This window comes from Brachyspira hampsonii, assembly GCF_002214805.1.
Taxonomy (GTDB): domain Bacteria; phylum Spirochaetota; class Brachyspiria; order Brachyspirales; family Brachyspiraceae; genus Brachyspira; species Brachyspira hampsonii.
This window is the reverse complement of record NZ_CP019914.1, coordinates 1,224,911-1,250,682: the sequence shown is the minus strand read 5'-3', so window position 1 is coordinate 1,250,682 and position 25,772 is coordinate 1,224,911. Positions and strand designations below refer to the sequence as shown.

At 27.7% G+C, this 25,772-nt stretch carries 27 protein-coding genes; 16 read left to right on the top strand and 11 right to left on the bottom strand.

Going from position 1 to position 25,772, the window contains the following annotated elements:
• The first annotated feature begins 1 nt into the window (after nt 1).
• From hslU to BHAMNSH16_RS05215, 9 genes are all read left to right on the top strand, one after another.
• Nucleotides 2-1,363, top strand: a complete 1,362-nt coding sequence (gene hslU / locus BHAMNSH16_RS05255; protein ID WP_008728206.1) for an ATP-dependent protease ATPase subunit HslU — start codon at nt 2-4, stop codon at nt 1,361-1,363.
• A gap of 79 nt (nt 1,364-1,442) precedes the next feature.
• On the top strand, nt 1,443-1,895 hold the full coding sequence (locus BHAMNSH16_RS05250; protein WP_069732046.1) for a bacteriohemerythrin: 453 nt from the start codon (nt 1,443-1,445) through the stop codon (nt 1,893-1,895).
• Nucleotides 1,896-1,981: 86 nt separating this feature from the next.
• Nucleotides 1,982-4,261: an apolipoprotein N-acyltransferase gene (gene lnt / locus BHAMNSH16_RS05245; protein WP_069732047.1), complete on the top strand. Its 2,280-nt coding sequence runs from the start codon at nt 1,982-1,984 to the stop codon at nt 4,259-4,261.
• 31 nt (nt 4,262-4,292) lie between these two features.
• Nucleotides 4,293-5,465 carry a chemotaxis-specific protein-glutamate methyltransferase CheB gene (gene cheB, locus BHAMNSH16_RS05240; RefSeq protein WP_008728204.1) on the top strand — a complete coding sequence of 391 codons (1,173 nt, stop codon included), beginning with the start codon at nt 4,293-4,295 and terminating at the stop codon, nt 5,463-5,465.
• Entirely contained in the window at nt 5,462-5,947 is a 486-nt protein-coding gene (locus BHAMNSH16_RS05235) for a hypothetical protein (RefSeq protein ID WP_069732048.1), read from the top strand. The genes cheB and BHAMNSH16_RS05235 overlap by 4 nt, the downstream gene beginning before the upstream one ends.
• 15 nt (nt 5,948-5,962) lie before the next feature.
• Entirely contained in the window at nt 5,963-6,376 is a 414-nt protein-coding gene (locus BHAMNSH16_RS05230) for a hypothetical protein (protein ID WP_069732049.1), read from the top strand.
• Between the two features lie 82 nt (nt 6,377-6,458).
• On the top strand, nt 6,459-7,313 hold the full coding sequence (gene ispE / locus BHAMNSH16_RS05225; protein WP_069732050.1) for a 4-(cytidine 5'-diphospho)-2-C-methyl-D-erythritol kinase: 855 nt from the start codon (nt 6,459-6,461) through the stop codon (nt 7,311-7,313).
• A gap of 67 nt (nt 7,314-7,380) precedes the next feature.
• Complete coding sequence (locus BHAMNSH16_RS05220; RefSeq protein WP_008730580.1) at nt 7,381-8,367, top strand: hypothetical protein; 987 nt, start codon at nt 7,381-7,383, stop codon at nt 8,365-8,367.
• Nucleotides 8,368-8,385: 18 nt separating this feature from the next.
• Nucleotides 8,386-9,231 (top strand): hypothetical protein, encoded by an 846-nt coding sequence (locus tag BHAMNSH16_RS05215; protein ID WP_069732051.1) that lies wholly within the window; start codon nt 8,386-8,388, stop codon nt 9,229-9,231.
• A gap of 3 nt (nt 9,232-9,234) precedes the next feature.
• On the opposite strand, the gene BHAMNSH16_RS05210 is transcribed toward BHAMNSH16_RS05215, so the two are convergent.
• Nucleotides 9,235-10,299, bottom strand: a complete 1,065-nt coding sequence (locus tag BHAMNSH16_RS05210; RefSeq protein WP_069732052.1) for a mannose-1-phosphate guanylyltransferase — start codon at nt 10,297-10,299, stop codon at nt 9,235-9,237.
• A gap of 286 nt (nt 10,300-10,585) precedes the next feature.
• On the opposite strand from BHAMNSH16_RS05210, the gene BHAMNSH16_RS05205 reads away from it, so the two are divergent.
• Entirely contained in the window at nt 10,586-11,194 is a 609-nt protein-coding gene (locus tag BHAMNSH16_RS05205; protein ID WP_008727051.1) for a response regulator, read from the top strand.
• A 7-nt stretch (nt 11,195-11,201) separates the two neighbouring features.
• Here BHAMNSH16_RS05205 and priA read toward each other — a convergent pair whose 3' ends face one another.
• From priA to BHAMNSH16_RS05155, 10 genes are all read right to left on the bottom strand, one after another.
• Nucleotides 11,202-13,187, bottom strand: coding sequence for a replication restart helicase PriA (gene priA / locus BHAMNSH16_RS05200; RefSeq protein ID WP_008727053.1), 1,986 nt, complete (start codon nt 13,185-13,187; stop codon nt 11,202-11,204).
• Between the two features lie 2 nt (nt 13,188-13,189).
• A complete protein-coding gene (locus BHAMNSH16_RS05195) occupies nt 13,190-13,555 on the bottom strand; it encodes a TraR/DksA family transcriptional regulator (RefSeq protein ID WP_008723490.1) in 366 nt (121 codons plus the stop codon).
• Between the two features lie 42 nt (nt 13,556-13,597).
• Complete coding sequence (gene rpsI, locus BHAMNSH16_RS05190; RefSeq protein ID WP_008723492.1) at nt 13,598-13,996, bottom strand: 30S ribosomal protein S9; 399 nt, start codon at nt 13,994-13,996, stop codon at nt 13,598-13,600.
• Nucleotides 13,997-14,009: 13 nt separating this feature from the next.
• A complete protein-coding gene (gene rplM, locus BHAMNSH16_RS05185; protein WP_008723494.1) occupies nt 14,010-14,465 on the bottom strand; it encodes a 50S ribosomal protein L13 in 456 nt (151 codons plus the stop codon).
• Nucleotides 14,466-14,599: 134 nt separating this feature from the next.
• Complete coding sequence (locus BHAMNSH16_RS05180) at nt 14,600-14,863, bottom strand: hypothetical protein (protein WP_069732053.1); 264 nt, start codon at nt 14,861-14,863, stop codon at nt 14,600-14,602.
• 85 nt (nt 14,864-14,948) lie between these two features.
• Nucleotides 14,949-15,785: a pantoate--beta-alanine ligase gene (panC, locus tag BHAMNSH16_RS05175; protein ID WP_069732054.1), complete on the bottom strand. Its 837-nt coding sequence runs from the start codon at nt 15,783-15,785 to the stop codon at nt 14,949-14,951.
• Between the two features lie 3 nt (nt 15,786-15,788).
• Nucleotides 15,789-16,250 (bottom strand): hypothetical protein, encoded by a 462-nt coding sequence (locus tag BHAMNSH16_RS05170; RefSeq protein WP_069732055.1) that lies wholly within the window; start codon nt 16,248-16,250, stop codon nt 15,789-15,791.
• Nucleotides 16,251-16,437: 187 nt separating this feature from the next.
• Nucleotides 16,438-19,626 (bottom strand): efflux RND transporter permease subunit, encoded by a 3,189-nt coding sequence (locus tag BHAMNSH16_RS05165; protein ID WP_008731406.1) that lies wholly within the window; start codon nt 19,624-19,626, stop codon nt 16,438-16,440.
• A gap of 149 nt (nt 19,627-19,775) precedes the next feature.
• The gene (locus tag BHAMNSH16_RS05160; RefSeq protein WP_008731408.1) at nt 19,776-21,248 is read right to left on the bottom strand and encodes a TolC family protein; all 1,473 of its coding nucleotides are present in this window, start codon (nt 21,246-21,248) and stop codon (nt 19,776-19,778) included.
• 22 nt (nt 21,249-21,270) lie between these two features.
• Nucleotides 21,271-21,993 carry a TetR/AcrR family transcriptional regulator gene (locus BHAMNSH16_RS05155; RefSeq protein WP_069732056.1) on the bottom strand — a complete coding sequence of 241 codons (723 nt, stop codon included), beginning with the start codon at nt 21,991-21,993 and terminating at the stop codon, nt 21,271-21,273.
• Nucleotides 21,994-22,286: 293 nt separating this feature from the next.
• On the opposite strand from BHAMNSH16_RS05155, the gene BHAMNSH16_RS05150 reads away from it, so the two are divergent.
• The 6 genes from BHAMNSH16_RS05150 (at nt 22,287) to atpH (BHAMNSH16_RS05125) (ending at nt 25,745) form a co-directional block, all read left to right on the top strand.
• Nucleotides 22,287-22,622, top strand: coding sequence for an STAS domain-containing protein (locus BHAMNSH16_RS05150; protein WP_069732057.1), 336 nt, complete (start codon nt 22,287-22,289; stop codon nt 22,620-22,622).
• Between the two features lie 164 nt (nt 22,623-22,786).
• A complete protein-coding gene (gene atpB, locus BHAMNSH16_RS05145) occupies nt 22,787-23,698 on the top strand; it encodes a F0F1 ATP synthase subunit A (protein WP_008731413.1) in 912 nt (303 codons plus the stop codon).
• A gap of 43 nt (nt 23,699-23,741) precedes the next feature.
• A complete protein-coding gene (gene atpE, locus BHAMNSH16_RS05140; protein WP_008723511.1) occupies nt 23,742-23,963 on the top strand; it encodes an ATP synthase F0 subunit C in 222 nt (73 codons plus the stop codon).
• Between the two features lie 26 nt (nt 23,964-23,989).
• Nucleotides 23,990-24,493: a F0F1 ATP synthase subunit B gene (atpF, locus tag BHAMNSH16_RS05135; protein ID WP_008731416.1), complete on the top strand. Its 504-nt coding sequence runs from the start codon at nt 23,990-23,992 to the stop codon at nt 24,491-24,493.
• 37 nt (nt 24,494-24,530) lie between these two features.
• Nucleotides 24,531-25,079 carry an ATP synthase F1 subunit delta gene (atpH, locus tag BHAMNSH16_RS05130; protein WP_008731417.1) on the top strand — a complete coding sequence of 183 codons (549 nt, stop codon included), beginning with the start codon at nt 24,531-24,533 and terminating at the stop codon, nt 25,077-25,079.
• A 24-nt stretch (nt 25,080-25,103) separates the two neighbouring features.
• Nucleotides 25,104-25,745: an ATP synthase F1 subunit delta gene (gene atpH / locus BHAMNSH16_RS05125; RefSeq protein ID WP_008731418.1), complete on the top strand. Its 642-nt coding sequence runs from the start codon at nt 25,104-25,106 to the stop codon at nt 25,743-25,745.
• Nucleotides 25,746-25,772: the final 27 nt, after the last annotated feature.

Genomic DNA, 25,772 nt, shown 5'->3' with positions numbered 1-25,772 from the left:
TATGTCATTTGATGCGAAATTAGAAAGCGAACTTACACCTAGAAAAATAGTAGATGCTTTAGATCAATATATAATAGGACAGACAGAGGCTAAACGCTCCGTTGCTATAGCTTTGAGAAATAGATATAGAAGAAGACATTTGCCTGAAGATTTAAAAGATGAGGTTGCTCCTAAAAATATAATTCTTATAGGACCTACAGGGGTTGGTAAAACTGAAATAGCCAGAAGACTTGCTAAATTAGTAAATGCTCCTTTTATTAAGGTTGAGGCTACAAAATATACTGAAGTTGGTTATGTAGGAAGAGATGTTGAAAGTATGGTAAGGGATTTAGTTAATGTTGCCATATTCGATTTAAAAACAGCCATGATGAAAGAAGTAGAGAAAGAGGCTACAGAAATAGCATTAGATAAATTAGCTAAATTACTTCTTCCCTCTGTAAAAAAAGAAAATGATGAAAAGATATCTGAAGAAGAGGCAGAAAAAAAGAAAAATGCCAGAGAACAGATAAAAAAGCGTATAGCTAATGGTGATTTTGATGAAAGTTATGTTGAAATAAAAATATCATCAGGGAATAATAGGATGTTTGGTATAATTCCGGGTATGGGATTTGAAGAAAGCGATATGATTCAGTCTATGGTTGGAAGTATTATGCCTTCAAATAAAAAACATAAACGTTTGAGAGTTAAAGAGGCTAAGAAATATTTAATTAATGAGGCTTCAGAATCTCTTATAGATATGGATAAAATTACATCCGATGCTTTAAATCTTACAGAAAATATGGGTATAATATTTTTAGATGAGATAGATAAAATTGCAAGCGGCAATAAAACAGATAGTGCCGATGTTGCTCGTCATGGAGTTCAAAGAGATTTGCTTCCTATAGTAGAAGGTACTACAGTTAATACAAGATATGGTCCTGTAAAAACTGATCATATACTATTTATAGCAGCAGGTGCTTTCCATATAAATAAACCTTCCGATTTGATACCGGAACTTCAAGGCCGATTTCCTATAAGAGTTGAGTTAAAGGCTTTATCAAAAGATGATTTTAAGGATATACTTGTAAATCCTAAGAATGCCATAACAAAACAATATCAGGAATTATTAAAAACTGAAGGTGTAACAATAGAATTTGAGGAAGAAGCTTTATCAGCAATAGCCGATATAGCATATAATATAAATACCAATGTTGAAAATATAGGTGCTAGAAGACTTTATACTATTATGGAAAAAGTTTTTGAGGAGATTTCTTTCAGTGCTGATGAACATAAGGGTGAATTTATAAAAATTAATGCCGATAATATAAAAGATGCTATGAAAGATATCGAAGATAATAGAGATATAAGCAGATATATATTGTAGTGTTTTTTTTATTTTAATAGTAGATTTTTTTATTATTTTTTATAATATAGTAAATATAATTAAAAAATGGAGTTTACAAATGGATAATAATAATGAACAAGAAAGTACCGTATTTATTAAATGGGTGCCTCTATATGAAACAAGGCATAAACTTATAGACAGTCAGCATAAAGAACTTGTTAATATTGTTAATGAGCTTTATCTTGCAACTGTTGATAATAATGCCAATACTAATGAAGCTTTTATTAAAGCTATAAAAAAATGTATAGACTATACTCAGTATCACTTCAAAACAGAAGAAAAAATAATGGATTTGATTAATTATTCAGATGCTGAGAATCACAAAGCTATGCATAAAAGTTTTTATTTGGAAATAGTTGATCAGATTAGAAAATATGAGGAAGGTCAGCCTTTTGTAGCAAATAAGTTTATTAAATTCTTAAAAGATTGGCTTTTGGAGCATATAGGTTTCCAAGATAAAAAATTTGTAAACGAAATCAAAGAAGTTTTAAAGAAAAAAGAAGGTAATTAATAAAACGGTATTAATATAATTTATAAACATCTGATGTTTATTATTTTGTTGGAATAGTATTGTATAAAAAATATAGGATTTGTTAAGTGTCGAAGAGTAACTCATACATAATTGGTGTAATTATATTAAGTATTATTAGTGCTATACTCCTATTTTTGGCGTTTCCCCCGCTTAATTTATTTCCTATGTCTTTTATTGCTTTAGTTCCGCTTAATATTATAATATTTAAAGCGGATAAAATTAGATATTATATAATATCGGCTTTTTTATTTGTATTGATTTTTTTCGGTCTTCTTTTAATGTGGATTACAGCTTTTATGTTAAAAGAAACGGAAGCCGTAGTCTCTTTTTTAACTTTATTTACTATATTATTTTTGATAACATTTTTATTCTATTTTCCGGCTATGCTATTAAGCGGATTTCTTTCTAAGAAATTACCGGATTTTCGATTTATTATTATACCGGCTGTATTTACATTTATGGAATATATGAGAAATGTAGGATATCTTGGATTTCCTTGGGGAATTATAGGATATTCTCAATGGAATTTCTTGTTGTTTATTCAGGCGGCAGATATATTTGGTGTTCTTGGTATTAGTTTTTTTATTTATTTTTCAAATTCGGTAATAGCACATTATTTGCTTTTTGTAGCGGAGAAAGATATAAAAGGAAAACATAAATATAAAAAACCGTATATTCCGGGTTTGATATTTGCAGTTTCATTCTTATTTATTATTGCTTATGGCACTATAAAAATGAATCTTGAAGAATCTAATAGAGTTTTGCAGCCCAAAACTAGAATAGCATTAATACAGAAATCTTTTGACCCTAATATTTATTGGAATAATATATATACAGGAGAGCCTTATCATAAAAATTCTAAAGGAATACAAGGCTTTGCAGAAAAATTTTTATTAAAACCTGAAAAATTTAAAAGTGAAGAAAAACCGGACGGTGTTACGCAAAATGGTACAATCTCTGTAAAAAGAATAGCTAATCTTGCCAGAGATGCATCCCTTTCAAAGCCGTCTTTAATAGTGTATCCTGAATCTGTTACTTTGGATTCTTATGGTTTTTATATAAACGAATATAGGGATATGTTTAGTTATGGCTTGGCTTCTAATTCTATGCATCCCGGAGTATACAATACATATATACTTTATGATATGATTAGATATACTCAAACCTATCATCTGTTAGGTACAACAATAATAAAAGAGTATACTAATGAAGATGCATATAATCCGTATAAATATTATAATGGTATGGAATTTATTAATGATAAAGGTAATGTAATAGGGGAGTATTCTAAAATTAAACTTGTACCCGGCGGGGAATCATATCCTTTTCAAGATAATGAGTTTTTACTTAATACTTTCCCTTTTAAAAATATAATTAATTTTATGTATTCTCAATTTGATAAGGCTGGTGCTAACAGATGGGATAGAGGTAAAAGCCTTACAGTATTTAATCATCCTAATGGCTATACTTTTTCCGGAGTTATATGTTTTGAGAGTGCTTTTGGTAATTTTGTAAGAAGGTTTGTATATGATGGAGCTCAGACTTTAGCTGTTATTACAGAAGATGCTTGGTCTTATAGCGATGAGTCTTTACTTCAGCATTTTTATATGTCTGTGTTTAGGGCTATAGAAAACAGAAGAGATATTGTTCATAATGGTAATTCAGGAGTTACAGGACATATATCAAGTACAGGTAAAATAATTTCAACGCTTCCTTTTTGGAAACCAGATTATATGATTGCTAATGTAGCTCTTAATGACAAAATTACTATATATACTAGATTCGGTGAATGGTTTGTATATCTTTGTATTATATCTATTATTTTGTTTGTGTTATCAGCTACAGCAAAAACTCTAATGGAATTAAAAGAAATTATTAAAAACCGTTTCTTTTTGAAAAAGTCTGTTGAAGATGAGTCTGTATTTGCTGTTATTCCTTCTGCTAAGAAAGTTGATGAATATATTAATAATGATAATAGTTATGATTTACCTAGTTTAGATGATTTAGATGATATTGTAAGCAGTAAAAATAAAGTTCATAAACCTGATGCTGCAGAAGAAAAAAAATATTCTAATAAATTAGATAACAATAAAAATATTAATAGAAATGATGTTATAGAACATCAAAATAAAGAAAATAAAAAAGATATTAGCAATAAAAAAATAGATCTATTTTCTGATAGTGCTGTAAATTATTCTAAAGATATGGCTGATATAATAAATAATTTAGAAAGCTACAGTATATTTGAAAAAGATAAATATACATCAGAAATATCTTCAGCTTTAACTAAAATCATAGAAGAAAATGATGAAAGGTTTAGCAGCAAGGATACAAAAAAGCAATAATTTTTTAATAGAAGGGGATTAAGATTTATATATGTTGGGGGCTATCAGAATACTTATAGCTGAGGATTCTAAAACGGTTAGTGCATTATTAAATAATGTATTAGCCAATCATTATAGAATAGAAGTTGTAAGTGTTGTGAATAATGGTATAGATGCATATAAATCTATAGTATCAATAAAGCCTGATTTTGTTGTTATGAATATAGATTTACCGCTAATGGGCGGAATAGAATTATTGAAGCTGCTGAAAAAAGAGAATATACAAACTAATATTTTGATTATGAGTTCTTTGGCACAGAATAAGGATTTATCATCCAGAGCTTTGGATTTAGGAGCTTTCGATATAATATATAAGCCTAGAAATATGACAGCAGATTTCATTAGGGAGAATATACTCAGTGTAATCTTGGAAAATACAAGAAATAATACTGTAAGTTCTGATTCAGCTTTTGATTATAATTCCGTTATTTTTAATAGCAATGCAAAAGAAGCCGTTGAAATTGAAGATAATGAAAAAACATATATGGATAAATTTGATGATAATGTCAAAATAATACCGTATAATCAAAAGCAAGTTGCAACAGCTTTAAGTATATCTTTTAGAAAACCTTTTAAAGCTCCTCTTTTAGTGGCAATAGGAATATCTACGGGAGGTCCTAGGGCACTTAGAATAATGCTTCCAAGTTTGCCTAAAGATTTTCCTCTGCCCATATTAATATCGCAGCATATACCTAAAGAATTTTCAACTTCTCTTATTTCTAGTTTGCAGGATATATCTAATATTAAAATTAAAGAGGCTCAGGTAGATGAAGAGATACTTCCGTCTATTGTATATATCTCTCCCGGTGATAAAAATATGGGAATATATATGGACAGCAAGGGAAAATTGAGAATTAAATTTTATCCTGATCCTGATAAAAAATTTGTTTATACTCCATGCGTGGATTATTTATTTAACACTATTGATGAGGTTGTAAAAGATAAAGCTATTGCTATTGTAATGACAGGTATGGGAAATGACGGCACTAGCGGTATGACTAAATTATATAATGATAATAATTTAACTATTGCTCAGGATAAATTAAGCTGCACAGTATATGGTATGCCTAGAAGTGCTATAGAGAGTAAAGTTGTGCATGTGGTATTATCACTTTATGATATTGCAGAATTTTTAGTACAGTATTTGAGAGGTAAACTTAAATGAAGAATGTTTTTATTTTAGCTATTATATTAATAATTTTTGCATCTTCCTGTAAAAAAGAATATGGTACTGAATACTCCATATATGAATATGAAAAATATATATCTAAACTTATAGCAAATAGAGATACATTAGAGTTTACTGCTAATTTTCTTCAAAGTTTAGATGAAAATATAATTAATACTTTGAATGAGATGACTTTAGTATATGAGCTTACACCTGCTAATATTATAGAATCTATAAAAAATAGGGGTGCTTTATATCAAAGAATATTTTCAGATAATGATGATTCTCTTTGCAATTATTTGCCTAAAGACGGAGGATATTATGATGTTAGTGTAACTTATAAAAAATATAAAGATGTTATGCTGGCTCAGATTGAATATCCTTCTTTTAATAAGATATCTGAAAACTCTATTGAATTTGTAGCAATATATTTGAATAATAAATGGAATTTGATTACTGTCAATTTCCTTAATATTTGAAAATAGGATTTTTTAATGAAAAGAATTTTTATTACATTAATTATTATATTATTTATATTAATATCATGCTTGGAAGATTTAGACAGTGTTAGAAAAGAATCTTTATTTGTATTTTATGATAATATGAAAAATGAGATATTAAATGATAATATAAATTGGATAGAAAAAAATTCTGATATAGAAAATATAGAAAACATTAAAAATATCATATTAGATGACAGCGACTCTATAAAAAAATTGATTTCTTCTTCAAATAAGGAATATTCAGTTACTATAAATTATACAATAGGAGACAATGTCAATTCCGCAAGCGGATATTATATTGTAAGAAATACTGAATTTTCACCTACATACTACTATATAAGACTTGTGAATAATTCAAATAAATGGAAAATAGAATCCATAGATAAACTTCCTTTAATAAAATAAAATATTTATTTTTTAGTTATTTGCAAAAAATATTAAATATACTACAATAAAAATAATAAGTTTTATTTTAAGGAAAATATATATGCCTACAATAAAAGCACCATGCAAGATAAATATTTCTCTTGATATAACTTCAAAAAGAAAAGACGGATATCATTTTATAGAATCCTTATTTCATACAGTAAATTTATATGATATTATCACAATTGAAAAGTCTGATGAATATAATATTACAACAAGCGGTAAGTTTGCATTAGAAGATGATAAAGAAGAAAATATTGTAACAAAAATATTTAATCATTTTAAAAACAATATGAATCTTAATAATAATTATAATATACATATAGAAAAAAATATTCCTACCGGTGCAGGACTTGGGGGAGGATCATCTGATGCTGCTAATATTATTAAGTTTTTTTTATCCGAATTAAATGTTAATATTAATGATGAACTAATAGAATCTTTTTCTTCATTTGGTGCTGATATTCCTTTTTTTATAAGGGGAGGTTGTGCTTGGGTTTCAGGTATTGGTGAGAAAATAAAGAATTATGATTTTATACTTCCATATAATATTATTTTAATATATCCGAATATACATGTATCTACTAAATTAGCTTATTCAAAATTTACTTATGATGATTTTAATAAATCAGATTTATTTTATATAAAGAATATGCTTGATAATAAAAATATTAATTTTGAAAAAATAGTTTCAAAAACATATAATGTATTTGAGAATAATGTTTTTAATTTGGAAAAAAGAATAAAAGAGATAAAAAATAAAGCAAAGCATATAATTAAAAGAAATGTAACTATGAGCGGTTCTGGTTCTTCGCTTTTTGCTTTATATAAGAATGATGATACTGTAATTGAGGAAGATTTTAAAAAGTTAAAAAATGAACTTGATATGGATATATATAAATTGAATTTGATTTAATTGTATTTAATGTTTTTTATGTTATAATTTTGATTATTATAAAAATTAAAAGAGAACATTATAAAAGATGGTAAAAAAAGTATTTATTATATTGTTGATATATTATTCTGTATTTTTTGCAGCTGATTTATCATCAAAGCATTCATTATCAGTTTTAGAAACCAGCAGTACAAGATCAAAGGGTATGATGGGAGCAGATTTTTTAATAGGTAATGATTCATCTGCCGTATTTAAAAACTCTTCGTCTTTGATGGGTGTGCTTAGAGACAGTGTCAATTTGAATTATACTATTACATCTAATCCTCAAAATGATTATATATTCAATGCTTCTTATGCTCATATAGGAGGTTCTTATGCTGTAGGGGTTGGTTTTGCTGGAGAAATAAATAAAGTTTATTCTTATGATAGTTTGGGTGTTAAAAAGAATGATATATATAACGGACTTTATTTAATAAATGTTGGTGCTGCTTATGCTATTAATGAAAGTTCTTTTATAGGTGCAAATATTAAAAGTGTAGTTAATAATAGCGAAAAAGATAATAATTTTGGAATGTTTTTTGATGTGTCATATATACAGTCTTTATTTACTCCTAATTTTAAACTTGGTGTTGGCATTAGGAATTTCGGATTTTATGATAATGTATTTTCCAAAACAGATACTGATATAACCGCTTCTTTAGCATACGCTAAAAGCGACGGAAGTTTTGCAGTATCAGGACAATATACAATATCAGTGCCTTCTGTAAGTCATGAATTATCTATTGGACTTGAAGCTATGATAATAGATTTTAATAAATTGGGATTATTTAAACAAAAAACTGCATGGTATGATGATTTGCCTGAAAGTATATTAGATGCTCCGGATTTTGTACAAAAAAGACTTTCTCAGAAACTTCCAAGCGGTGTTTTGGCTAGATTTGGGGTAGGTACTAAAGGTGTTTCTTTGGGATTATCTCTTTATTTGAACTTATTCAGACTTGATTATGCTATTAGTTTTGATAATTTTAGTAAGGATAATATTTCTCATGACATAGGCATGAGTTTTATGTTTTAATTTAGGTTTAATTATTTTATGGCTATATGTAAACAAAAAATATCTAATACGGAAAATTGTCCTAGAGAAGAATATAAAGATGGTTTATGCATTATACATCATAACAGCAATGATAAGCCTGAAGGACTTTTCAGAAGAATAATAAGAGATGATATATATAGAGGGTTCTATAATTTCTCTTATATGATTAGTTATGACGGATTTAATTTTGAGGGCTTGAAAATTGAAAAAAATTCTAATATGCTTTTTACCAATTCTTTATTTTACGGACCTTTTCAAATGAGGAATTTTAATTTATTCGGTTCCTTAGATTTTACAGACAGCAATTTTGAAAGCGGACTTTTTATTACAATGTCTAATGTTTATAAAGAAATCATCATAAAAAACTCTAAGATAAATATTGATTTTAATATGTCATTATCAAATTTGCATTCTATTGATATTGATAATATAACAGCTGACTGTAATTTTTCTATTGCTAATTCGGATATAATTGATAAATTGTCATTTAATCATATTCATTTTAAAAATAATTTCAGTATGCTTAATGCAAGTTTGCAGGGAGAATCTAGTTTTGAAAATATTATTATAGAGGGAGATGCTGATTTTAGAAATATGGTATTTTATAAATCTTTAAAATTTGAAAATGTTGAAATAAAAGGTAAAACTATACCTTATGAAATTACCGAAAATGAAAAAATAGAATTTGTAAATGTTCTAATAAACGGCAGAGTCATAGAAGACAATCAAAAAGAGAAAAAAGAAAAAGAGAAAAAAGAATCTCAATTAGAAAAAATCAAAGAAGCAAAGGATAAAATGTATAAAGAAACTTTGCTTAATAATAAATATTCCAAAAGAAAATAAATATTAAAGCAAATCTCTTTTATCTTTTAATTCATCTTTTTCCCTTATATCTTTTAATATATCTTTAATTTTTGAGTCATTATTATTCGGATAAATTAAAAGAACTCCGTCAGATTTTACTATAGTTAAATTATCAACCCCATTTATTGCTATAAAAGTGTCATTATCATCATTAATTATGATATTTCCTTTTGCTTCTTTAGCATATACATTTCCAATTATTACATTATCATTATTATCTTTATTATGTATTCTTCCAAGTGATGAAAAAGCTCCCAGATCGTCCCAAAAGAATCTTGATTTTATGCATTTAATATTTTTTAATTTTTCCATTATTCCAAAGTCAAAAGATATTTTATTTATTGTTTTGAATATTTCTTCCTTTTGACTATCATTTTCAACTTCTAAAGTTTTTAGAGTCTTATTGTATGTATCAGGCATTAATTCTTTTATTGAATTAAGGATATTATCTATAGACCATATAAACATTCCGCTGTTCCATAGATAATTACCGTCCTCTAAAAATTTGCATGCATTTTCATAATTAGGTTTTTCTACGAATCTGTCAACATCATATACATCATCTTTAATATTATCTTTTATTTTTATATATCCATATCCTGTTTCTGCTCTGTTTGGGTTTATTCCTACTACCACAACTTCATTAGTATTTTCACTTACTTCAATTGCATTTTCAATAGATTGTATAAATAAATCCTCATTTTTTATTATAGGATCTGCCGGAATAACGGCAATCATTGCATTTCCTATTTTCTCTTTTATATAAATAGCTCCTAATGCAATAGCTGCTGCTGTATCTCTTCCCATTGGTTCATATATTATATTTTTGAAAGAAGGCATATATTTGCTGAATACATCTTTATATCTTTTGCCCGTGATTATAAATATATTTTCTTCATTAGTAATTTTTAATGCTCTGTCTATTGTTTGTTCTATAAGAGATTTATTTTCTATAATATTTAAAAATTGTTTAGGCTTGCTTTCTCTGCTTAGAGGCCATAATCTTTCTCCTATTCCTCCTGCCATTATAAGTACAGCTTTTTTCATATATTATTCCTTTGAATAAAAGTTATCTTATAGTACCTTATTATATATATAATTAAATAAAAAACAATAATATTGTAAAAAAAGCATTTACATTTTATACATTAAAATAAAAAAAATATATTTTTTGTAAAAAATGTAGTTCTTGTATAGCATTAATAAATATAAACATATTGATATTAAATATAATTTAAATATTTTTATTTGACAAAAATTTCATTATGTATTATCTTTATTGTGCAATGGGAGATTTTTTATTTTTCTTTAATTTTTTAATTTGAGAGGTTATATGATTAATACTGAAGAGTTAATATACGATGACGATGATATGCTGTCGCCTATAGATGCAGCTAAAATAGTTGGAGTGTCAAGAACTACTGTTAACTATTGGGTTAGACACTATGGGTTAAAAGCGGATGTTACCCCCGGTAAGAGATATAAAATCCGTTATGCCGATTTAAAGGCTTTTCTAGCTTTCAACAATAAAGAGAAAAGAATTAAATTAAAAAGAAAACAGTCAAAATATAAGATTGCTATAATTGAGCCTATGGAAATTACAAGAAAAAATTATCTTGAATGGCTTAAAGATGATTATGATGTTACATGCATATCTAATTTGGCATCGCCTTTAAAAGAGTTAAAAAAGATTTCACCTGATGTAATCTTAATGGATATTAATTTATCAGATGATAAAGATTATTTTTATATAATAGATGAAATCAAAAAAGAAATTTCTTTAAGAATATCATTAATTATTATTATTACAAAGAGATACAATGAAGATGATGTTGTAAATGGTCTTGAAAAAGGTGCATGCGATTATGTAAAAAAGCCTGTAGGTCAAAATGAGTTAAAAGCAAGAATTAAAAATGCTATTAGATTTTATGTTGATGTGTAAATAATTATTAAAGCATATTTATTGGGTCTATATCTATTTCTATGTAATTACCTTTGTTTGCTGTAAAACTATTATTTAGTTTATTAAAGAAATTTTTTAGCAGAGAATGAGAAGGTGTTTTTATAAGAATATTCCATCTGTAATATTTATTTAATTTACTTATTGCACATGCTGTTGCTCCTAGAATTATTATTTTATCGGAATGATTATAAGTTTCCATTCTAAGCATATCTGCTATTTTATTTGCATCATTTTCCACTTTTTTTTCATCTATTCCTCTTATTACTAATCTTATGAGTCTTGAAAACGGCGGATAATTTAAAGGTGCTTTTCTATTTTCTATTTCTTTATTATAAAAAGATATATAATCATGATTTTTAGCACATTCTATACTATAGTTATTAGGAGAATAAGTTTGAATATATACTATTCCGTTTTTCTCTCCCCTGCCGCTTCTTCCTGCTACTTGAGTAATGAGATTAAAAGTTCTCTCAGCACTTCTAAAATCTGGTATATGAAGAGACATATCCGCTAAAAGTACCCCTACTAAAGTAACATTAGGAAAATCAAGCCCTTTAGCTATCATCTGAGTTCCTACAAGTATATCTATTTCACCATCAGAAAATCTTTTGAATATTTTTTCATAGTTTTTTGTGCCTCCTACAGTATCCTGATCCATTCTCTCCACCGCAGCATTTGGAAAAAGTATATTTAAATGTTCTTCTACTTTTTCAGTACCGCTTCCTATACGCTCAAAATGTCCTATTTTACATTCATCACAAAGCTCATCTAAATATTGAGTATATCCGCAGTAATGACACATAACAACATTTTTCTTTTTATGATAAGTAAGAGATACAGAACAATTAGGGCATTCTAAAACTCTTTGACAATATGAACAAGCAACAACAGGAGCATATCCTTTACGATTAAGAAATAGTATTATCTGTTCTTTTTTCTCTAATTTTCTGTTTATTTCTTCCGCCAATTTTTGTGTAATCATAGGAAAAGCATCTGCTCTTTTTTCTTTTTTTAAATCTAATATTTTAACTTCAGGCATATTAACCGAAGCCGCTCTTTTCTTTAGGCTTAGAAGTTCTATTTTTCCTATAGAAGCATAATAAAAACTTTCTATAGAAGGAGTAGCACTTCCCAAAAGTAATGTAGCATTTTCCTGCGATTTTCTATAAAAAGCTACCTGTCTTGCATGGTATCTTGGCGTATCTCCAGCTTTATAGCTTGTTTCATGTTCTTCATCTATAACAATTATACCTAAATTTGGAGTAGGGGAGAATATTGCACTTCTTGCCCCTATAACAATTTTTATTTCATCTTTTTTTATCATCTGCCAATATCTATATTTAGAATTAGGCGATAATTTACTGTGAAGTACTGCTATTTTACCTTCAAATCTTTCAGCAAATCTTTTTATAGTTTGAGGAGTGAGCGATATTTCAGGAAGTATAACTATAGCCTGCTTTCCCATATCAACAACTTTTTTTATAGCCTGCAGATATACTTCTGTTTTTCCGCTTCCTGTTACACCATGAAGTAAAAAAGTTTTTGGGCTATTGGATTCTATACTTTCATTTATTTTTTTTAATACAATTTCTTGTTCATCATTGAGTTTTAAATATGGTTTTTGTTTTGCCGGTATTGGTTTAGCTTTCTTCTCTTTTTTTGCGGGTGTACCTACAGGAAGTGCCGCAAATAGGGCTTCTCCGAAAGATGAATGATAATAATTACTCATCCATTTAGCTAATTTGAATTCTTTATCTGAACATATAGGTTCAAGATCAATTCTAGCTTTGATAGGATATATTTTATAGTTACCGTCTATAGTTTCAACTTCTTCTACAACAATACCCTTATTATTTTTTCCTTTAATAGGAGCTACAACTCTACATCCTACCAAGCTATCATTAATCTCATCTGGTTTTTTGTATGTAAGTATTTTATCTATAGGCAGATTGAAAACAACTTTAACATACATTATTACATTTTTTCACGACGCTTTTTGTCTTCATATTTAGACATGCAGTTTACACATCTTAAAGTATAAGGCAAAGCAGTTAATCTTTCCTCATTAATTTCTTCTTTACAATCTATACATTTACCATAAGTACCGTCTTCTATTCTCTTAAGTGCATTGTTAAGCATATCTAACTTATCTTTTTCTTTTTGAGAGAAATTCATTAGATTTTGTTTCTCATAAGCCTGAAACGCTATATCTACCATATCGCCATGAGAATCATCTTTAAGAGCTTCATAAGTCTCATTTCCGCTCAATAATTCATCTAAAGTTTTTCTCTTTTCTTCTAATAGTAAATCTTTAAATTTTTTTAACTTCTTAGCAGTCATTATACAAACCTTTAAGTAATAGTAACCCAATAAAAAGATAGTTTAACGTTTTGAGAATTGGAAACGTTTTCTAGCACCTGATCTTCCGTATTTTTTACGCTCAACTACACGAGAATCTCTAGTAAGAAATCCATTTCTTTTTAAAGTAGTTCTGAAATCTTGGCTTTCACCTACCAAAGCTTTAGCTATACCATGTCTCACAGCATCAGCCTGAGCAGAAACACCGCCGCCATGAACATTAGCAAATACATCGTATTTTCCAAAATTACCTGTTACTTTCAAAGCATCTTCTACTACTTTAAGAAGTGCTGCTCTATTGCAGAAGTATTCAGCATAATTTTTTCCGTTTATTAAAATTTTGCCGCTGCCTAAAGTTATACGAACTCTTGCATTAGCTGTTTTTCTTTTTCCAGTAAAAATAGTTAATTGTTTAGCTGCCATTTTTATCTCCTAATTATATATTTACTACAGTAGGTTTATTAGCTTCATGCGGATGCTCACTTCCAGCATATACTTTTAATTTTTTAAGATGAAGTCTTCCCAATGGATTATGAGAAAGCATACCTTTTACAGCTATTTTTACCATTCTTTCAGGATTTTTTTCTAATAATTCGCCGTAGCTTATAGATTTTATACCGCCCGGATAACCTGTATGTCTATAGTGGATTTTTCCTTTCTTTTTATTGCCTGTTAGAACTATATCTTTGGCATTGATGATAATTACATAATCACCATTGTCTAAGTTGTAGGCATAGTCTACTTTATGTTTTCCTTTAAGCATATAAGCTGCTCTGCTTGCTACTCTTCCTAATGACTTACCTTTGGCATCTATTATTAGCCAATTTTGCTTTATATCTTTTTGCGATAAAACGTAAGTATTATTTTTTGTTTTTAATGTTTTTTTATCCATAAAATACACACCTTGATTTAACGTTTTAAAAAATTTGGTAGTTTTAATCTTAAAAATGTAACGGTGCGTAATTATAACATAAATATATTGTAAAGTCAAATTTTATTTATAAAATATATTATTATTTATTTTGATTATTTTTTTATATTTTTAATTATTTTAAGTATATCATCAACGCCGACTATATTTACTATTTTTATAATTTTTTCCAAATCATTTCTATCTACTTTTTTTAATAAATCAAGATATTTTTTATCTTTTATATTGTTATTTATATCAATTATCTTAGATATATCTTTTATTTTTATCATTTTGATAATTTCTATTAACCTATCTTTTCCTATTATATTTACAATATTTATTATATTACTAATGTTATCTTTAGCTTTGTTAAACATATTTGTCAGCCTCTTTTTAGATATATTATATTATAATATACTGTTTATTTCAATATATATGTATTGTTTAATGCTATATTGTTTATTATTTCAAAGGCATATTATCTAATAATCTAGTGGCACCGCAATAGGCTGATATAAGTATTATTGAATTTTTTGATGCTGTTTCCATGCTCATTAAAGTTTCCTTATCTACTATATAAACATACTCTAACTTAAGCATTTTATGAGTTTTTATATTGTTTTTTATTATATCTAATAAATACGATGATTTAGTTCCGCCTTTTTTAAACTCTTCTCTTGCCTCCCTAAGAAGTTTATATATTATAGAAGCTTCTTCTTTTTCTCTCTCGCTTAATAGAGTATTTAAACTGCTTAAAGCAAGCATATTTTCATCTCTAACTATAGGAATAGTTTTTAATGCTATATTGTAATTTAAATCCTTTATCATTTTTTTTATTATAAACACTTGCAAATAATCATATTCTGTGAAATACACATGAGTAGGAGATATTATATTAAACAGCTTAGCCATTATTGTAACTATGCCTCTATAATATATAGGTCTTGAAATTATATTGAATTTACTGTTTTCTATATTTATGTGAGCGGCATAATCATCAGGAATCATCTCTTCAACAGATGGCAGAAATAAAACATTTACCTGATATTCTTCCAAAAATTTTTTATCTTTATCCAAATCCTGAGGATATCTTTCTATATCTTCTACCTTTATAAATTGAAGCGGATTAATAAATATACTTACAATTACAATAGAACATTCTTTTTTTGCTTTTTTTATTAAGGCAGCATGTCCTTCATGCAAAGCTCCCATAGTAGGGATTAAAGCTATAGAATTATTTTTATTATCATTAATAAATTTATATGCACTTTTTATATTTTTTAATATAGTTAAAGACATACATTAATCCATTTTTTTATTAATTTTATCCTGATTTGTTGCCGGTTCATAAAAATATAATGCAAGTATTGTTTGAATCGGAAACATTATAATAGCTTCAATAAACATACTGAATCGTCTAATAGTAAATATTATATCTTTTTTAAGTACAAATACATTCACTATATAAAGTATTTTACTAGCAGCAAATGCTAAAAATAATAATATTATTAAAAAATAAGGCAATGTATTTGGTGCCGGTAATATAGTAATATATTTAGGTGTTTCATTATTATTGGAATTAACTATAAAAAGATATATTCCAAATAAATATATAAAAGCAAATATTCCATCTAGTATAATAGTAATAAGTTCAGCATTTTTATGTGAAATTTCAGGATAAAGTAAAGTTCCGCATGAACGGCATTGTTTAGCGTATTTATCATTAACTGTTTTACACGATTTGCATTTAATAGTTTTAGCCATAATTTTATAACAGCTCCTTAATTTAATCAGCTTCAGTTTTTTATTTTTTATTAATAATAATATTTATAAATAGCAAAATTGTCAACTATTATAATAATTAATTATGAAATTAATAATAAAGCTAATAGAAGTTTTTTATTTTCTATTAGCTTTATTAATTATTTTAAGTATAAATTATTTATTAATGTTAGGCAGTAGTTATAGTAGTAGTAATCTCCTCTGAAGGATTTTTAGTAGGAGGAATTTTTATTAATTTCAAGTCAAACATAATCATAAACATACAAGGTAAGAATATGAGTGTAAGAAGCGAAGCAAATAAAAGTCCGTAAGCTAATGCCATAACTATAGGAATAATAATGTCAGCTCTTCCTCCTATACCATATACAGTAGGTAAAAGCCCAACAACAGTAGTAACTGTAGTTAAGAATACAGGACGAAGACGCTGTTTAGCTCCGTCAACAATAGCTTTAGCAACACCCTTTTTACCGCCTTCTACACCTTCATCTATGATTTTGTTAATAAGGTCAACAAGTATAATACCATTGTTTACTACAACCCCCGCCAAACCAATAATACCTACAACCCCCATAAATGATAAAGGCATTCTGTGTATGGCAAAACCTAATAATACCCCAATTAAACCAAATGGAATAATTATCATTATCATAATAGGCTGTATGAATCTGTTTAACTGTAAAAGTAATACAATGTATACAAATATAAATGCCATAGCAAAACTGAATATTAATTGTTTTATGGCTTTCATAGTTTCTTTAGCTTCACCGCCGAATTCTAATTTTAATCCTCTGTATTCTCTGCTGAAATCTTTGAATCTTTCGCTTACTGCCGCCATAACCTGCTGAGAAGTATTTTTTCCGTATTCAATACCTGCTGTTATAGTTATTGTTCTCTGCCCGTTATAGTGCTTTAATGTTGCAAGTCCGTCAGCAATTTCTACATTTGCTAGGTTATGAAGATAAATAAGCCTTCCGCTTGTGTTAGGTATTAGAAGATTAGTAAGGTATTGAACATCATAAGTGTAAGGATCATCAAATACTACTCTGAAATTTAATTTATTTTCAAGCTCCTGTATATATGTAGCTTCAGTACCATAATATGCAGTTCTTACTTCATTAGCAACAGCAGCAACATTAACTCCAAGTTCTGCTATTTTATCATAATCAAACATCACTCTTAATTCTTCTTTACCAACTTTATCATCATCATCAATGTTGATAACGCCCGGTACAGTAGCTAAAAATTCTTTTATCTCATTTTTAGCTTTTTTAGCAAGTTCAGTATTGTTTCCTACTATTTTTATGTCTACAGGATCCCCAGGGTCAATACTTCCTTTTGTATTCATACTAAAAACAGGAACAGTTTGTCTTATATCTGTTTTATCTAGTTCAGCATTTATTAAAGCAACAAGCTCATCGGCAGTTCTGCTTCTTTCAGCAGCAGGTACTAAATAAACCATAATACCAGCCAAACTTCCTTTTTCTTCAGATACAACCTCTTGGTCAACCTGCTTTCCTACAAGTGAGTATAAAGCAACAAGCTCTTCCGGTTTTACCACACTTGCAACAACATCTTCTATTTTTGCAATCTCTTTTGTAGTAGCTTCTTTAGTAGTACCAGTAGGCATTTCTATATTGATTACTATAGTATCAGCACTTGTGTCATATATAAGTACGAAGTTTTTAAAGCTGCTTTGTGCCAAGAATATGGAAGCTATTAATAATGCTACGAAAGCACCTATTACAATATATCTTACATGAATTAATTTTTCTAATATTGCACCAAAAGGTATTTTCATTTTATCGAATAAAGCATCTTTGTCAAAATCAAGAGGATTTTTGAATTTGCTTTTCTTTTTAGGTTTATAAGATTTGTATTTATCTTCTTTATCTTGTAATTGGTTAGGCAAAAGCAAAGTAGCCTGAAGCATACTAACAACAAGAGTAAATATAACTATTCTAGGGAAGAGGTTTAATATTTTACCCATCATACCGCTTATTGTAAGCATAGGGAAAAATGCCGCAACTGTTGTAAGAGTAGAAGCCACCATAGGCATAACAACATCGCTTACAGCAAGTCTTGTTGCTTCAAGTCCCTTATAACCTGCCTGTTTGAAGTTGAATATATTTTCGGATACTACTATTGAGTTGTCTACTATCATACCAAGTACGGTAATAATAGCAGCTAATGACATAGTATTGAATGTTATTCCTGTTACCTGCATATAAATAAAGCATGAGAACATAGTAATAATCATACCCAAACTTGTAAACATAGCACTTTTGAAATCTAGGAATATAATCAAGGTTATAAATATGATTATAAAACCTTGAATGAGGTTTGAAGTTACGATACTTAGAAGAGATTTTATAGTTCTTGAATTGTCGCCCATAACAGATACCTGAATATTATCGGGTATTAGGTCAGCATTATCTTTTAGATATTGGTTTACTGTTTCAATGGTTTTAAGAATGTCAGCATTCTCATTTTTTACAATAGAAAGAGAATATCCGGAAGCTCTATTAACTCTCATAAGAGTAGTTTTATCTTCAAAACCAGATTCCACATGTCCTATATCGCTTACTCTTACTCTCTGACCATTGAAAGTAGATCGTATTATAACATTGCTTGCTTCCATAGGGTCTTGAAACTCACCGTAAGTTACAACAGTTTGTTCTTTTCCGCCGGATTCCATATCTCCGCCTGTAGCTCTTACATTTCTTATGCTGAGAGCATTTACAACATCGCTTAATGCTATATAATTTTTTGTCATTTTTATAGGGTCTATATAAACTTTAATTTCAGGATCAGTTCTTCCTTCTACTCTAACTTCGCCTACACCTTCAAGTCTTACTAGTTCATTTTCAAGCATTTGGCTTACATCAAATAATTCTCTTTCATCGCCTTCCATACCTTCTTTAAAGTGAACAGCCAATGTATATATAGACATTTTATTAGGGTTTAAGTCATAAGTTGTAACCTCTTCAACATCTGTTGATAAGTCTGGAACATTCTGCATTTGTCTAAATATTTCATCTTTAACAGGCTGTCTGTCTGGAAGAGTTTCATCTAATGTTACTAGTATTATGGCAACATTTTCAATAATTGTTGTTTCATATTCATCTATACCGGATATACCCTGTAATTCTTCTTCTATAGGTATAACAGCATTCTGCTCTACATCTAAAGGAGTAGCTCCCGGATATGTTACAGCTATAAGCATCATATCCAAATCAGTAGACGGAATAGATTCTTTTCTTAAATTAAAATAGTAATATCCTCCTACAAATAATATGGCCATTACTATTATATTTACAAGCATAGTTTTTTTGGCAAAAAATACTATAATTTTTTCCATATATCTCTGCATCTCCTATTTCTGTTTTTTATTTTAATTAAAAAAATTAAAAGATTTTGTCATTCGGATATCAATTTTTATTAATTAATATCCAAATGACTTTTATATTATCCCTCTAAATCCTTATAAAAATTGCTGATAAAAATATCTTACTCATAATCAATTGCAAGTAAAGCTCTGTAATCAAATATTGTTGTTATGAACTCATACTGAAGATTTAAAAGCTCTGTTTGTGTTGCAACTAAATCCAATCTTGATGTGAGTAAATCATCAATTTCCAAACGCCCTTGATCTAATTTTTGAAGCTGAGTTGCTATTCTTGAATTAATAGCTCTTATCTGCATTTGCTTGCTTGCTATTAAATTTTTATAAGCATTAAATCTTGAAATATATGTTTGTAATTGAGTATTAAAATCTTTTTCTAATTGATCATATTGGGCTATAATTCCATATAATGAGTTTTCAGCCATTTGATATTGAGCTTTGTTTGCTCTGTTTCCTATAGGGTATGAGAATTGTACTCCTGCAAAAAAGTCCACATTTGTCATACTTCCAAAAGACTGAAAGTATCCTTCACTATTGGGACTAATACCATTCAAACTAACGCTTCCTACAATATCTAAATTAGGCAAAGTTCCGTTTTTCATAGCTTCTAGAGTATATTCAGCTCTTATCTTTGACTGATATGCAATTTGTCCGTTTACACTGTCTGCAAAAGGAACTGCCTCCATTTGCATATTGCTTCCCAAATCTAAATAAGCATCCCAAGTGGTATGATCTGGCTTTATATTAGTTACAGGCATAAAGAAACCCACTGTTGCTAAAAGACTTTCTAAATAAACCTGATTCTGAGCATAATAATCACTGTATAGCATAGTTTGAGTTCTTGCATTTTGATAATCATCATTATCTATAAGTCCGTTATTATATCTGTCTCTCATCTGATTTTCAAATCTTCTTGCAGTGATGTACATGCTTCTATAGTATGCAAGAAGTTTTTCATACATTATCCATTGATAATAAATTTTCTGATATGAAACTATAACGCTTGCATCATCCAATTTTCTCTGAAGTTTAGCTATAGCAAGAGCATATTCAGCATCTTTTATTGGATACCTATCTAAAGTACCGAAAAAATTTCTTAAAAGCGGCTGAGTAACTTGTATCGTAAGAGAAGGCAGATAATTATTAAAATCAACCGCCTGCGAGCTGTTTGGCGTATACAATTTACCGCCTATAAATGAATTATGAGTTAAATTAACAGACCAAGTTGTTCCGCTGTATGGTATTAAAGATCCAATACCAATTCCAGCCTGTATGCCTGCAGCTTCTACTGTAGAACCTGATGATGTTGATACAGAAGTACTGCTTCCGCTTGATAAACTTCCGTATTTACCTACTGCTCCAAGCTGAGCAGATAAATTAACATCTCCCGAACTTTTGGCACTTAATAAATTCATCTCAGCATTAGTTTCTGTAACTGCATTTATTTTTAATTCCGGAATCTGATCTCTTATAGTTTCCATATATGCCGCATAAGTTAATGTATTAGTTTGACAATATAAAATATTAACCGTAAAAAACATTAATAAAAATATTATAAACTCTATTTTAATTTTCATTAGCACTCCTTATTACAATAATCTATATGTCGATTTGCCAATTTTTAAGGTTTTCAAAACTATATTTACTTCCAAGTAAATATAATACACTTTTACACAAATTATCAATCAAATTATTTAAGTTAATTTCTAAACTCCTATTTTGTTTTATATCCTCTTTGTAATAATATAATTTTCTGTCAAAATCATAATATTTAGTTAATATCAATTCTGTTCCTATACCCGCTATAGTTGCTATTATCTGCATATATATGTCATTTTGATCAACTTCCGGCATGAAATATTTTTCTTCTATTTTTTTGTCTATAAATAAAAATAATTCAGTAAGCCAAAAATATAGATTAACATCCTGATTTATATTTTTTTTAAGTTTTTCAAATCTTTTTTTATCATTAAAAAAAATCGGCTGAAGTTCAAACATTATTTTTCCAAATTCGCTTGCCGTAATAAAAAAAAATTTTTTAAAATATTCAAATAATCCAAATATAACTTTTTCAGGATCACAATTGTATTTTTCTATGATGTTTTTAGGATTTATATTTGTTTTCTTACTATTAAGCAATGAAATAACTATATCATCTATATTTGAATAATATTTGTAAACACCCCCTTGACTTAACTGCGATTCCTTAACAATATCCTTCATTGTAACACTATAAGCAGGTTTTCTTAGAAAAACTCTCATAGCTGCCTCTAGTATTATCTTCTTCTTATTCTCAAAATATTCTTGATTTACTTTTGGCATGTTTTTTGATGTTCACCTCATATTTGAAAAATTAATATGAAAATAAAAACGATACTAGTGTCATTTTTATTTGTGAAATACATCTTATTACAATTATTTTTTATTGTCAATATATTTTGTATATAAAAATTTACAGTTTTTATATACAATTTTATAAATTAAATAAAAATCATGAGCTATATTTTACATTTAATACATAAAATATTTGTAATTAACTATTGTAAATATTTATATTTAGTTTAATATTGAAATATAAATATTTACAATAGAATCATAAATGGAGTTTTGCTATTATGGAAGTAAATATCAAAGAATTAGAAAACAACACAGTAATATTAAAATTAGATGGAGACATTGATGTTTACAGTTCATCTGATTTAAAAGATGCTATTTTTTCCCAAATAGAGCTTGGGGCTAAAAAGATAATAATAGATATGGAAGATGTTTATTATATAGACAGCAGCGGAATAGGAGTATTTATTTCTGCACTTGGAAGATTTAAGAAGGTAAATGGTAAAATATGTTTTATAAAGATTACAGATCCTGTTAAAAAGGTATTTGAAATTACTAAAATTAATAGTTTTTTCCCTGTATTTACAACAGAAACCGAAGCCTTGGCGAATTTTTAATTTAATTAAATCATGAATATGAATTAAATTTAAGTAAATTATAAAAAATGAATAATAATAGTTGATTTTTTATTTAATAGTTATAAAATTATTAGCAATTACAATTTATAATAAATATTTTTATCATTTTTATGAAATTCGTATACAAGGTAGTAATTTTTATTATGATTAAAAAAGTATTTTTGCTTAGGAAAGTTTTTATATTAACTTTAATATTAAGCTGTGCATTTTCTTCTAATATTCTATATAGTGCTGAAAATATCAATGATTATATAATGGAAGAGATAACCGATAACACAGAACATCCATTTTATACAATCCCAATAAAATTTGGAAAATACATTGATTTTGATTTTAAGATAACAAAACATATAATATTAGTAACTTTAGCGGGTATTTTATCTGTATGCAGTATGAAATATCTATCTCATAAGTTAAAAAGACCATTTAGAAGACCTACATATTTACAAAGTATATTAGAAGGGCTTATAGATTACATGAATAAAGATGTTATAGGTGCTACTTTAGGCGAAGAAGGTAAAAAATATGTACCTTTCTGCCTTACAATATTTTTATTTGTATTATTTTCAAATATATTAGGGCTTATTCCTGCATCTATACAAGTTCCTACACAAGACGGGGAGCATGCTTATATTGCTGGAGGACTTGGTGCTAATATAGGATTTACAGCGGCTATAGCGGTGATAGTATTTATAGTTTATATTTTTGCTGGTATTAGGAAGAAAGGTATAATAAAATATTGGACTGGTTTGGTACCTAAAGGACTTCCTATACCGCTTATACCTATAATATGGGTATTAGAGTTTATTACATTATTTAATAGGGCTTTTGCTCTTGCGATTCGTTTATTTGCCAACATTACAGGCGGACACATAATGATGATAGTTATACCGTATTTGATTATTATGTCCGGAACTTTGTTAGTTTCGCCTTTTGCGGTATTGTTTTTAGGTTTTATATATGTACTTGAAATGTTTGTATCTGTTTTACAAGCTTATATATTCTCATTATTATCAGCAGTTTATATAGGAATTGCTATTAGTGATGAGCATTAATTTATAGATTAATAAAATTTTAAATAAAAAGGAGAATTAAAAAATGGAACTTTCTATATTAGGAGCAGCAATAGGAGCAGGACTTGCTGCTATAGGAGTTGGTTTAGGAATAGGTTTTATAGGTTCTAGAGCAGTAGAAGGTATTGCCAGACAGCCGGAAGTTTCCGGAAAAATACAGACAGCTATGCTTATAGCAGCAGCACTTATAGAAGGTGTTGGACTTTTTGCTTTGGTTATTTGTATCCTTGCATTATTTACAAAATAATTAAATAAAAATATTTTGGGGGTATTATGGCACTTTTAAAAATAGATCCTGGCATTATTATTTGGACTTGGATTACATTTTTACTAGTTCTTGCTATATTAGGTGCTTCTACTTGGAAAATAATATTAAAGGGATTAAATGCCCGTGCTGATAAAATACAAGAGGATTTGGAAGAAGCTGAAAAAACTAGAGAAAATGCTAAAAAATCTTTGGCAGCATATAGAGAACAAATTGATAATGCTAAAACTGAGGCAAGTGCTATTATAGAAAATGCCAGAGTTGAAGCAAACAGGATCAGAGATAAAATTATTAATAATGCCAGAGAGGAGGCTGAAGTTAATAAAAATAAAATTATGTCTGAAATAGACAGATCTAAAGAAGAAGCTATGAATAGTGTGAAAAAACAGGCACTTGATATTGCTGTTGTTATGGCAGAAACTATTCTTAAAAGAAATATTAATAAAGAAGATAATCAGGCTTTGATTAATGAATTTATTAGTAATGTAAATAAAGAAAATGATGAAAAATAATATTATGATTTTAAGATTTTAGGAAGTGAATAATCTTATGAAAGAAAGTGATAAATTACAAATATTAAAACCTACAGCTAATGCTATATTTGATATAGCCAGAGAGCTTGGAATGATAAAAGAGATATATAATGAACTTTCTGAATGTTCAAAATTATTTCAGGATATTGATATAAAAAAATATTTTTTTGACAGATCAATTTCTGAAAAGAATAAAAAAGAATTAATAGATAAGAGATTAAAACCAATACTTTCTAAAGAAACTTATGCTTTTGTATCTATATTAGCAGAACATAATAGTATAGATGTACTGCCGGATATTGTTGCTTTATATAAAGAGATAGCAGATGATTATAATAATATAGTGAGAGTTCGTATTATTACAGCAAGCACTATTGATGATAATACGGTAAAAGATATTATTCAAACAGTTAAATGTTTTTCTAATAATGAAATATCTTATGAAACAGTGATTGATGAAAATATTATAGGCGGAATAATAGTATATATTGGCTCTGTAGTTTATGATTATAGTGTAAAAAATCAAATAGATTTATTGCATAATAAATTTACTTATGGTAATTAATTAATATTATAGGAGTTATATAATATGGATTCTATTGCTGAAAGCATTTTAAGTGATCTCAAAAAAGAAGTGCTTAAAGAGATTACAAAGGAAAAGGCAAATAGATTTAGCCGTATTGTAAAAAATGAATCTAGTGCTAGGAATTACGCTAAGGCTATGTTTGATATTGCTTCGGATATAGGTAAAATAGAAGCTATTAAAAGCGATTTAAATATTGTTTATTCATCTTTACTTGTAGATAATGATATATATGATTTTTTTAAATCTAGTTTTATAGACGGACATATAAGGATGAGTATACTGAAAAAAATATATGCAGATAAAATTTCAGAAGAAACATTTAATCTTATCGCTATATTAATAGAAAGGGATATGATTAATATTTTATTTGCTATAATAGTGGAATATGAAAACTTATGTAATGAATACTATAATATAATCATAGTTAAAATTAAAACTGCATCAAATATTGCTGATACAGAAGATATACATAAACTTAAAGATCATATTAAAAGCATAATTTTGGATAAAGATATACATTTTACTTTTGATATAGATGAAAATATAATAGGCGGTGTTGTAATAGAGATAGAAGATATTGTATATGATTATAGTGTGAGAAGGCTGCTTACAGAATTAAAATCTTCTATTTCTGAAATTAATTGATATATTTTTATATTTTGAGGATTTTTT

Excerpts from the sequence above, each read along its gene's own strand:
- hslU (WP_008728206.1), top strand. The coding sequence starts at position 2 with ATGTCATTTGATGCGAAATTAGAAAGCGAACTTACACCTAGAAAAATA.
- BHAMNSH16_RS05250 (WP_069732046.1), top strand. The coding sequence starts at position 1,443 with ATGGATAATAATAATGAACAAGAAAGTACCGTATTTATTAAATGGGTG.
- cheB (WP_008728204.1), top strand. The coding sequence starts at position 4,293 with ATGTTGGGGGCTATCAGAATACTTATAGCTGAGGATTCTAAAACGGTT.
- BHAMNSH16_RS05235 (WP_069732048.1), top strand. The coding sequence starts at position 5,462 with ATGAAGAATGTTTTTATTTTAGCTATTATATTAATAATTTTTGCATCT.
- BHAMNSH16_RS05230 (WP_069732049.1), top strand. The coding sequence starts at position 5,963 with ATGAAAAGAATTTTTATTACATTAATTATTATATTATTTATATTAATA.
- ispE (WP_069732050.1), top strand. The coding sequence starts at position 6,459 with ATGCCTACAATAAAAGCACCATGCAAGATAAATATTTCTCTTGATATA.
- BHAMNSH16_RS05220 (WP_008730580.1), top strand. The coding sequence starts at position 7,381 with ATGGTAAAAAAAGTATTTATTATATTGTTGATATATTATTCTGTATTT.
- BHAMNSH16_RS05215 (WP_069732051.1), top strand. The coding sequence starts at position 8,386 with ATGGCTATATGTAAACAAAAAATATCTAATACGGAAAATTGTCCTAGA.
- BHAMNSH16_RS05210 (WP_069732052.1), bottom strand. The coding sequence starts at position 10,299 with ATGAAAAAAGCTGTACTTATAATGGCAGGAGGAATAGGAGAAAGATTA.
- BHAMNSH16_RS05205 (WP_008727051.1), top strand. The coding sequence starts at position 10,586 with ATGATTAATACTGAAGAGTTAATATACGATGACGATGATATGCTGTCG.
- priA (WP_008727053.1), bottom strand. The coding sequence starts at position 13,187 with ATGTATGTTAAAGTTGTTTTCAATCTGCCTATAGATAAAATACTTACA.
- BHAMNSH16_RS05195 (WP_008723490.1), bottom strand. The coding sequence starts at position 13,555 with ATGACTGCTAAGAAGTTAAAAAAATTTAAAGATTTACTATTAGAAGAA.
- rpsI (WP_008723492.1), bottom strand. The coding sequence starts at position 13,996 with ATGGCAGCTAAACAATTAACTATTTTTACTGGAAAAAGAAAAACAGCT.
- rplM (WP_008723494.1), bottom strand. The coding sequence starts at position 14,465 with ATGGATAAAAAAACATTAAAAACAAAAAATAATACTTACGTTTTATCG.
- BHAMNSH16_RS05180 (WP_069732053.1), bottom strand. The coding sequence starts at position 14,863 with ATGTTTAACAAAGCTAAAGATAACATTAGTAATATAATAAATATTGTA.
- panC (WP_069732054.1), bottom strand. The coding sequence starts at position 15,785 with ATGTCTTTAACTATATTAAAAAATATAAAAAGTGCATATAAATTTATT.
- BHAMNSH16_RS05170 (WP_069732055.1), bottom strand. The coding sequence starts at position 16,250 with ATGGCTAAAACTATTAAATGCAAATCGTGTAAAACAGTTAATGATAAA.
- BHAMNSH16_RS05165 (WP_008731406.1), bottom strand. The coding sequence starts at position 19,626 with ATGGAAAAAATTATAGTATTTTTTGCCAAAAAAACTATGCTTGTAAAT.
- BHAMNSH16_RS05160 (WP_008731408.1), bottom strand. The coding sequence starts at position 21,248 with ATGAAAATTAAAATAGAGTTTATAATATTTTTATTAATGTTTTTTACG.
- BHAMNSH16_RS05155 (WP_069732056.1), bottom strand. The coding sequence starts at position 21,993 with ATGCCAAAAGTAAATCAAGAATATTTTGAGAATAAGAAGAAGATAATA.
- BHAMNSH16_RS05150 (WP_069732057.1), top strand. The coding sequence starts at position 22,287 with ATGGAAGTAAATATCAAAGAATTAGAAAACAACACAGTAATATTAAAA.
- atpB (WP_008731413.1), top strand. The coding sequence starts at position 22,787 with ATGATTAAAAAAGTATTTTTGCTTAGGAAAGTTTTTATATTAACTTTA.
- atpE (WP_008723511.1), top strand. The coding sequence starts at position 23,742 with ATGGAACTTTCTATATTAGGAGCAGCAATAGGAGCAGGACTTGCTGCT.
- atpF (WP_008731416.1), top strand. The coding sequence starts at position 23,990 with ATGGCACTTTTAAAAATAGATCCTGGCATTATTATTTGGACTTGGATT.
- atpH (WP_008731417.1), top strand. The coding sequence starts at position 24,531 with ATGAAAGAAAGTGATAAATTACAAATATTAAAACCTACAGCTAATGCT.
- atpH (WP_008731418.1), top strand. The coding sequence starts at position 25,104 with ATGGATTCTATTGCTGAAAGCATTTTAAGTGATCTCAAAAAAGAAGTG.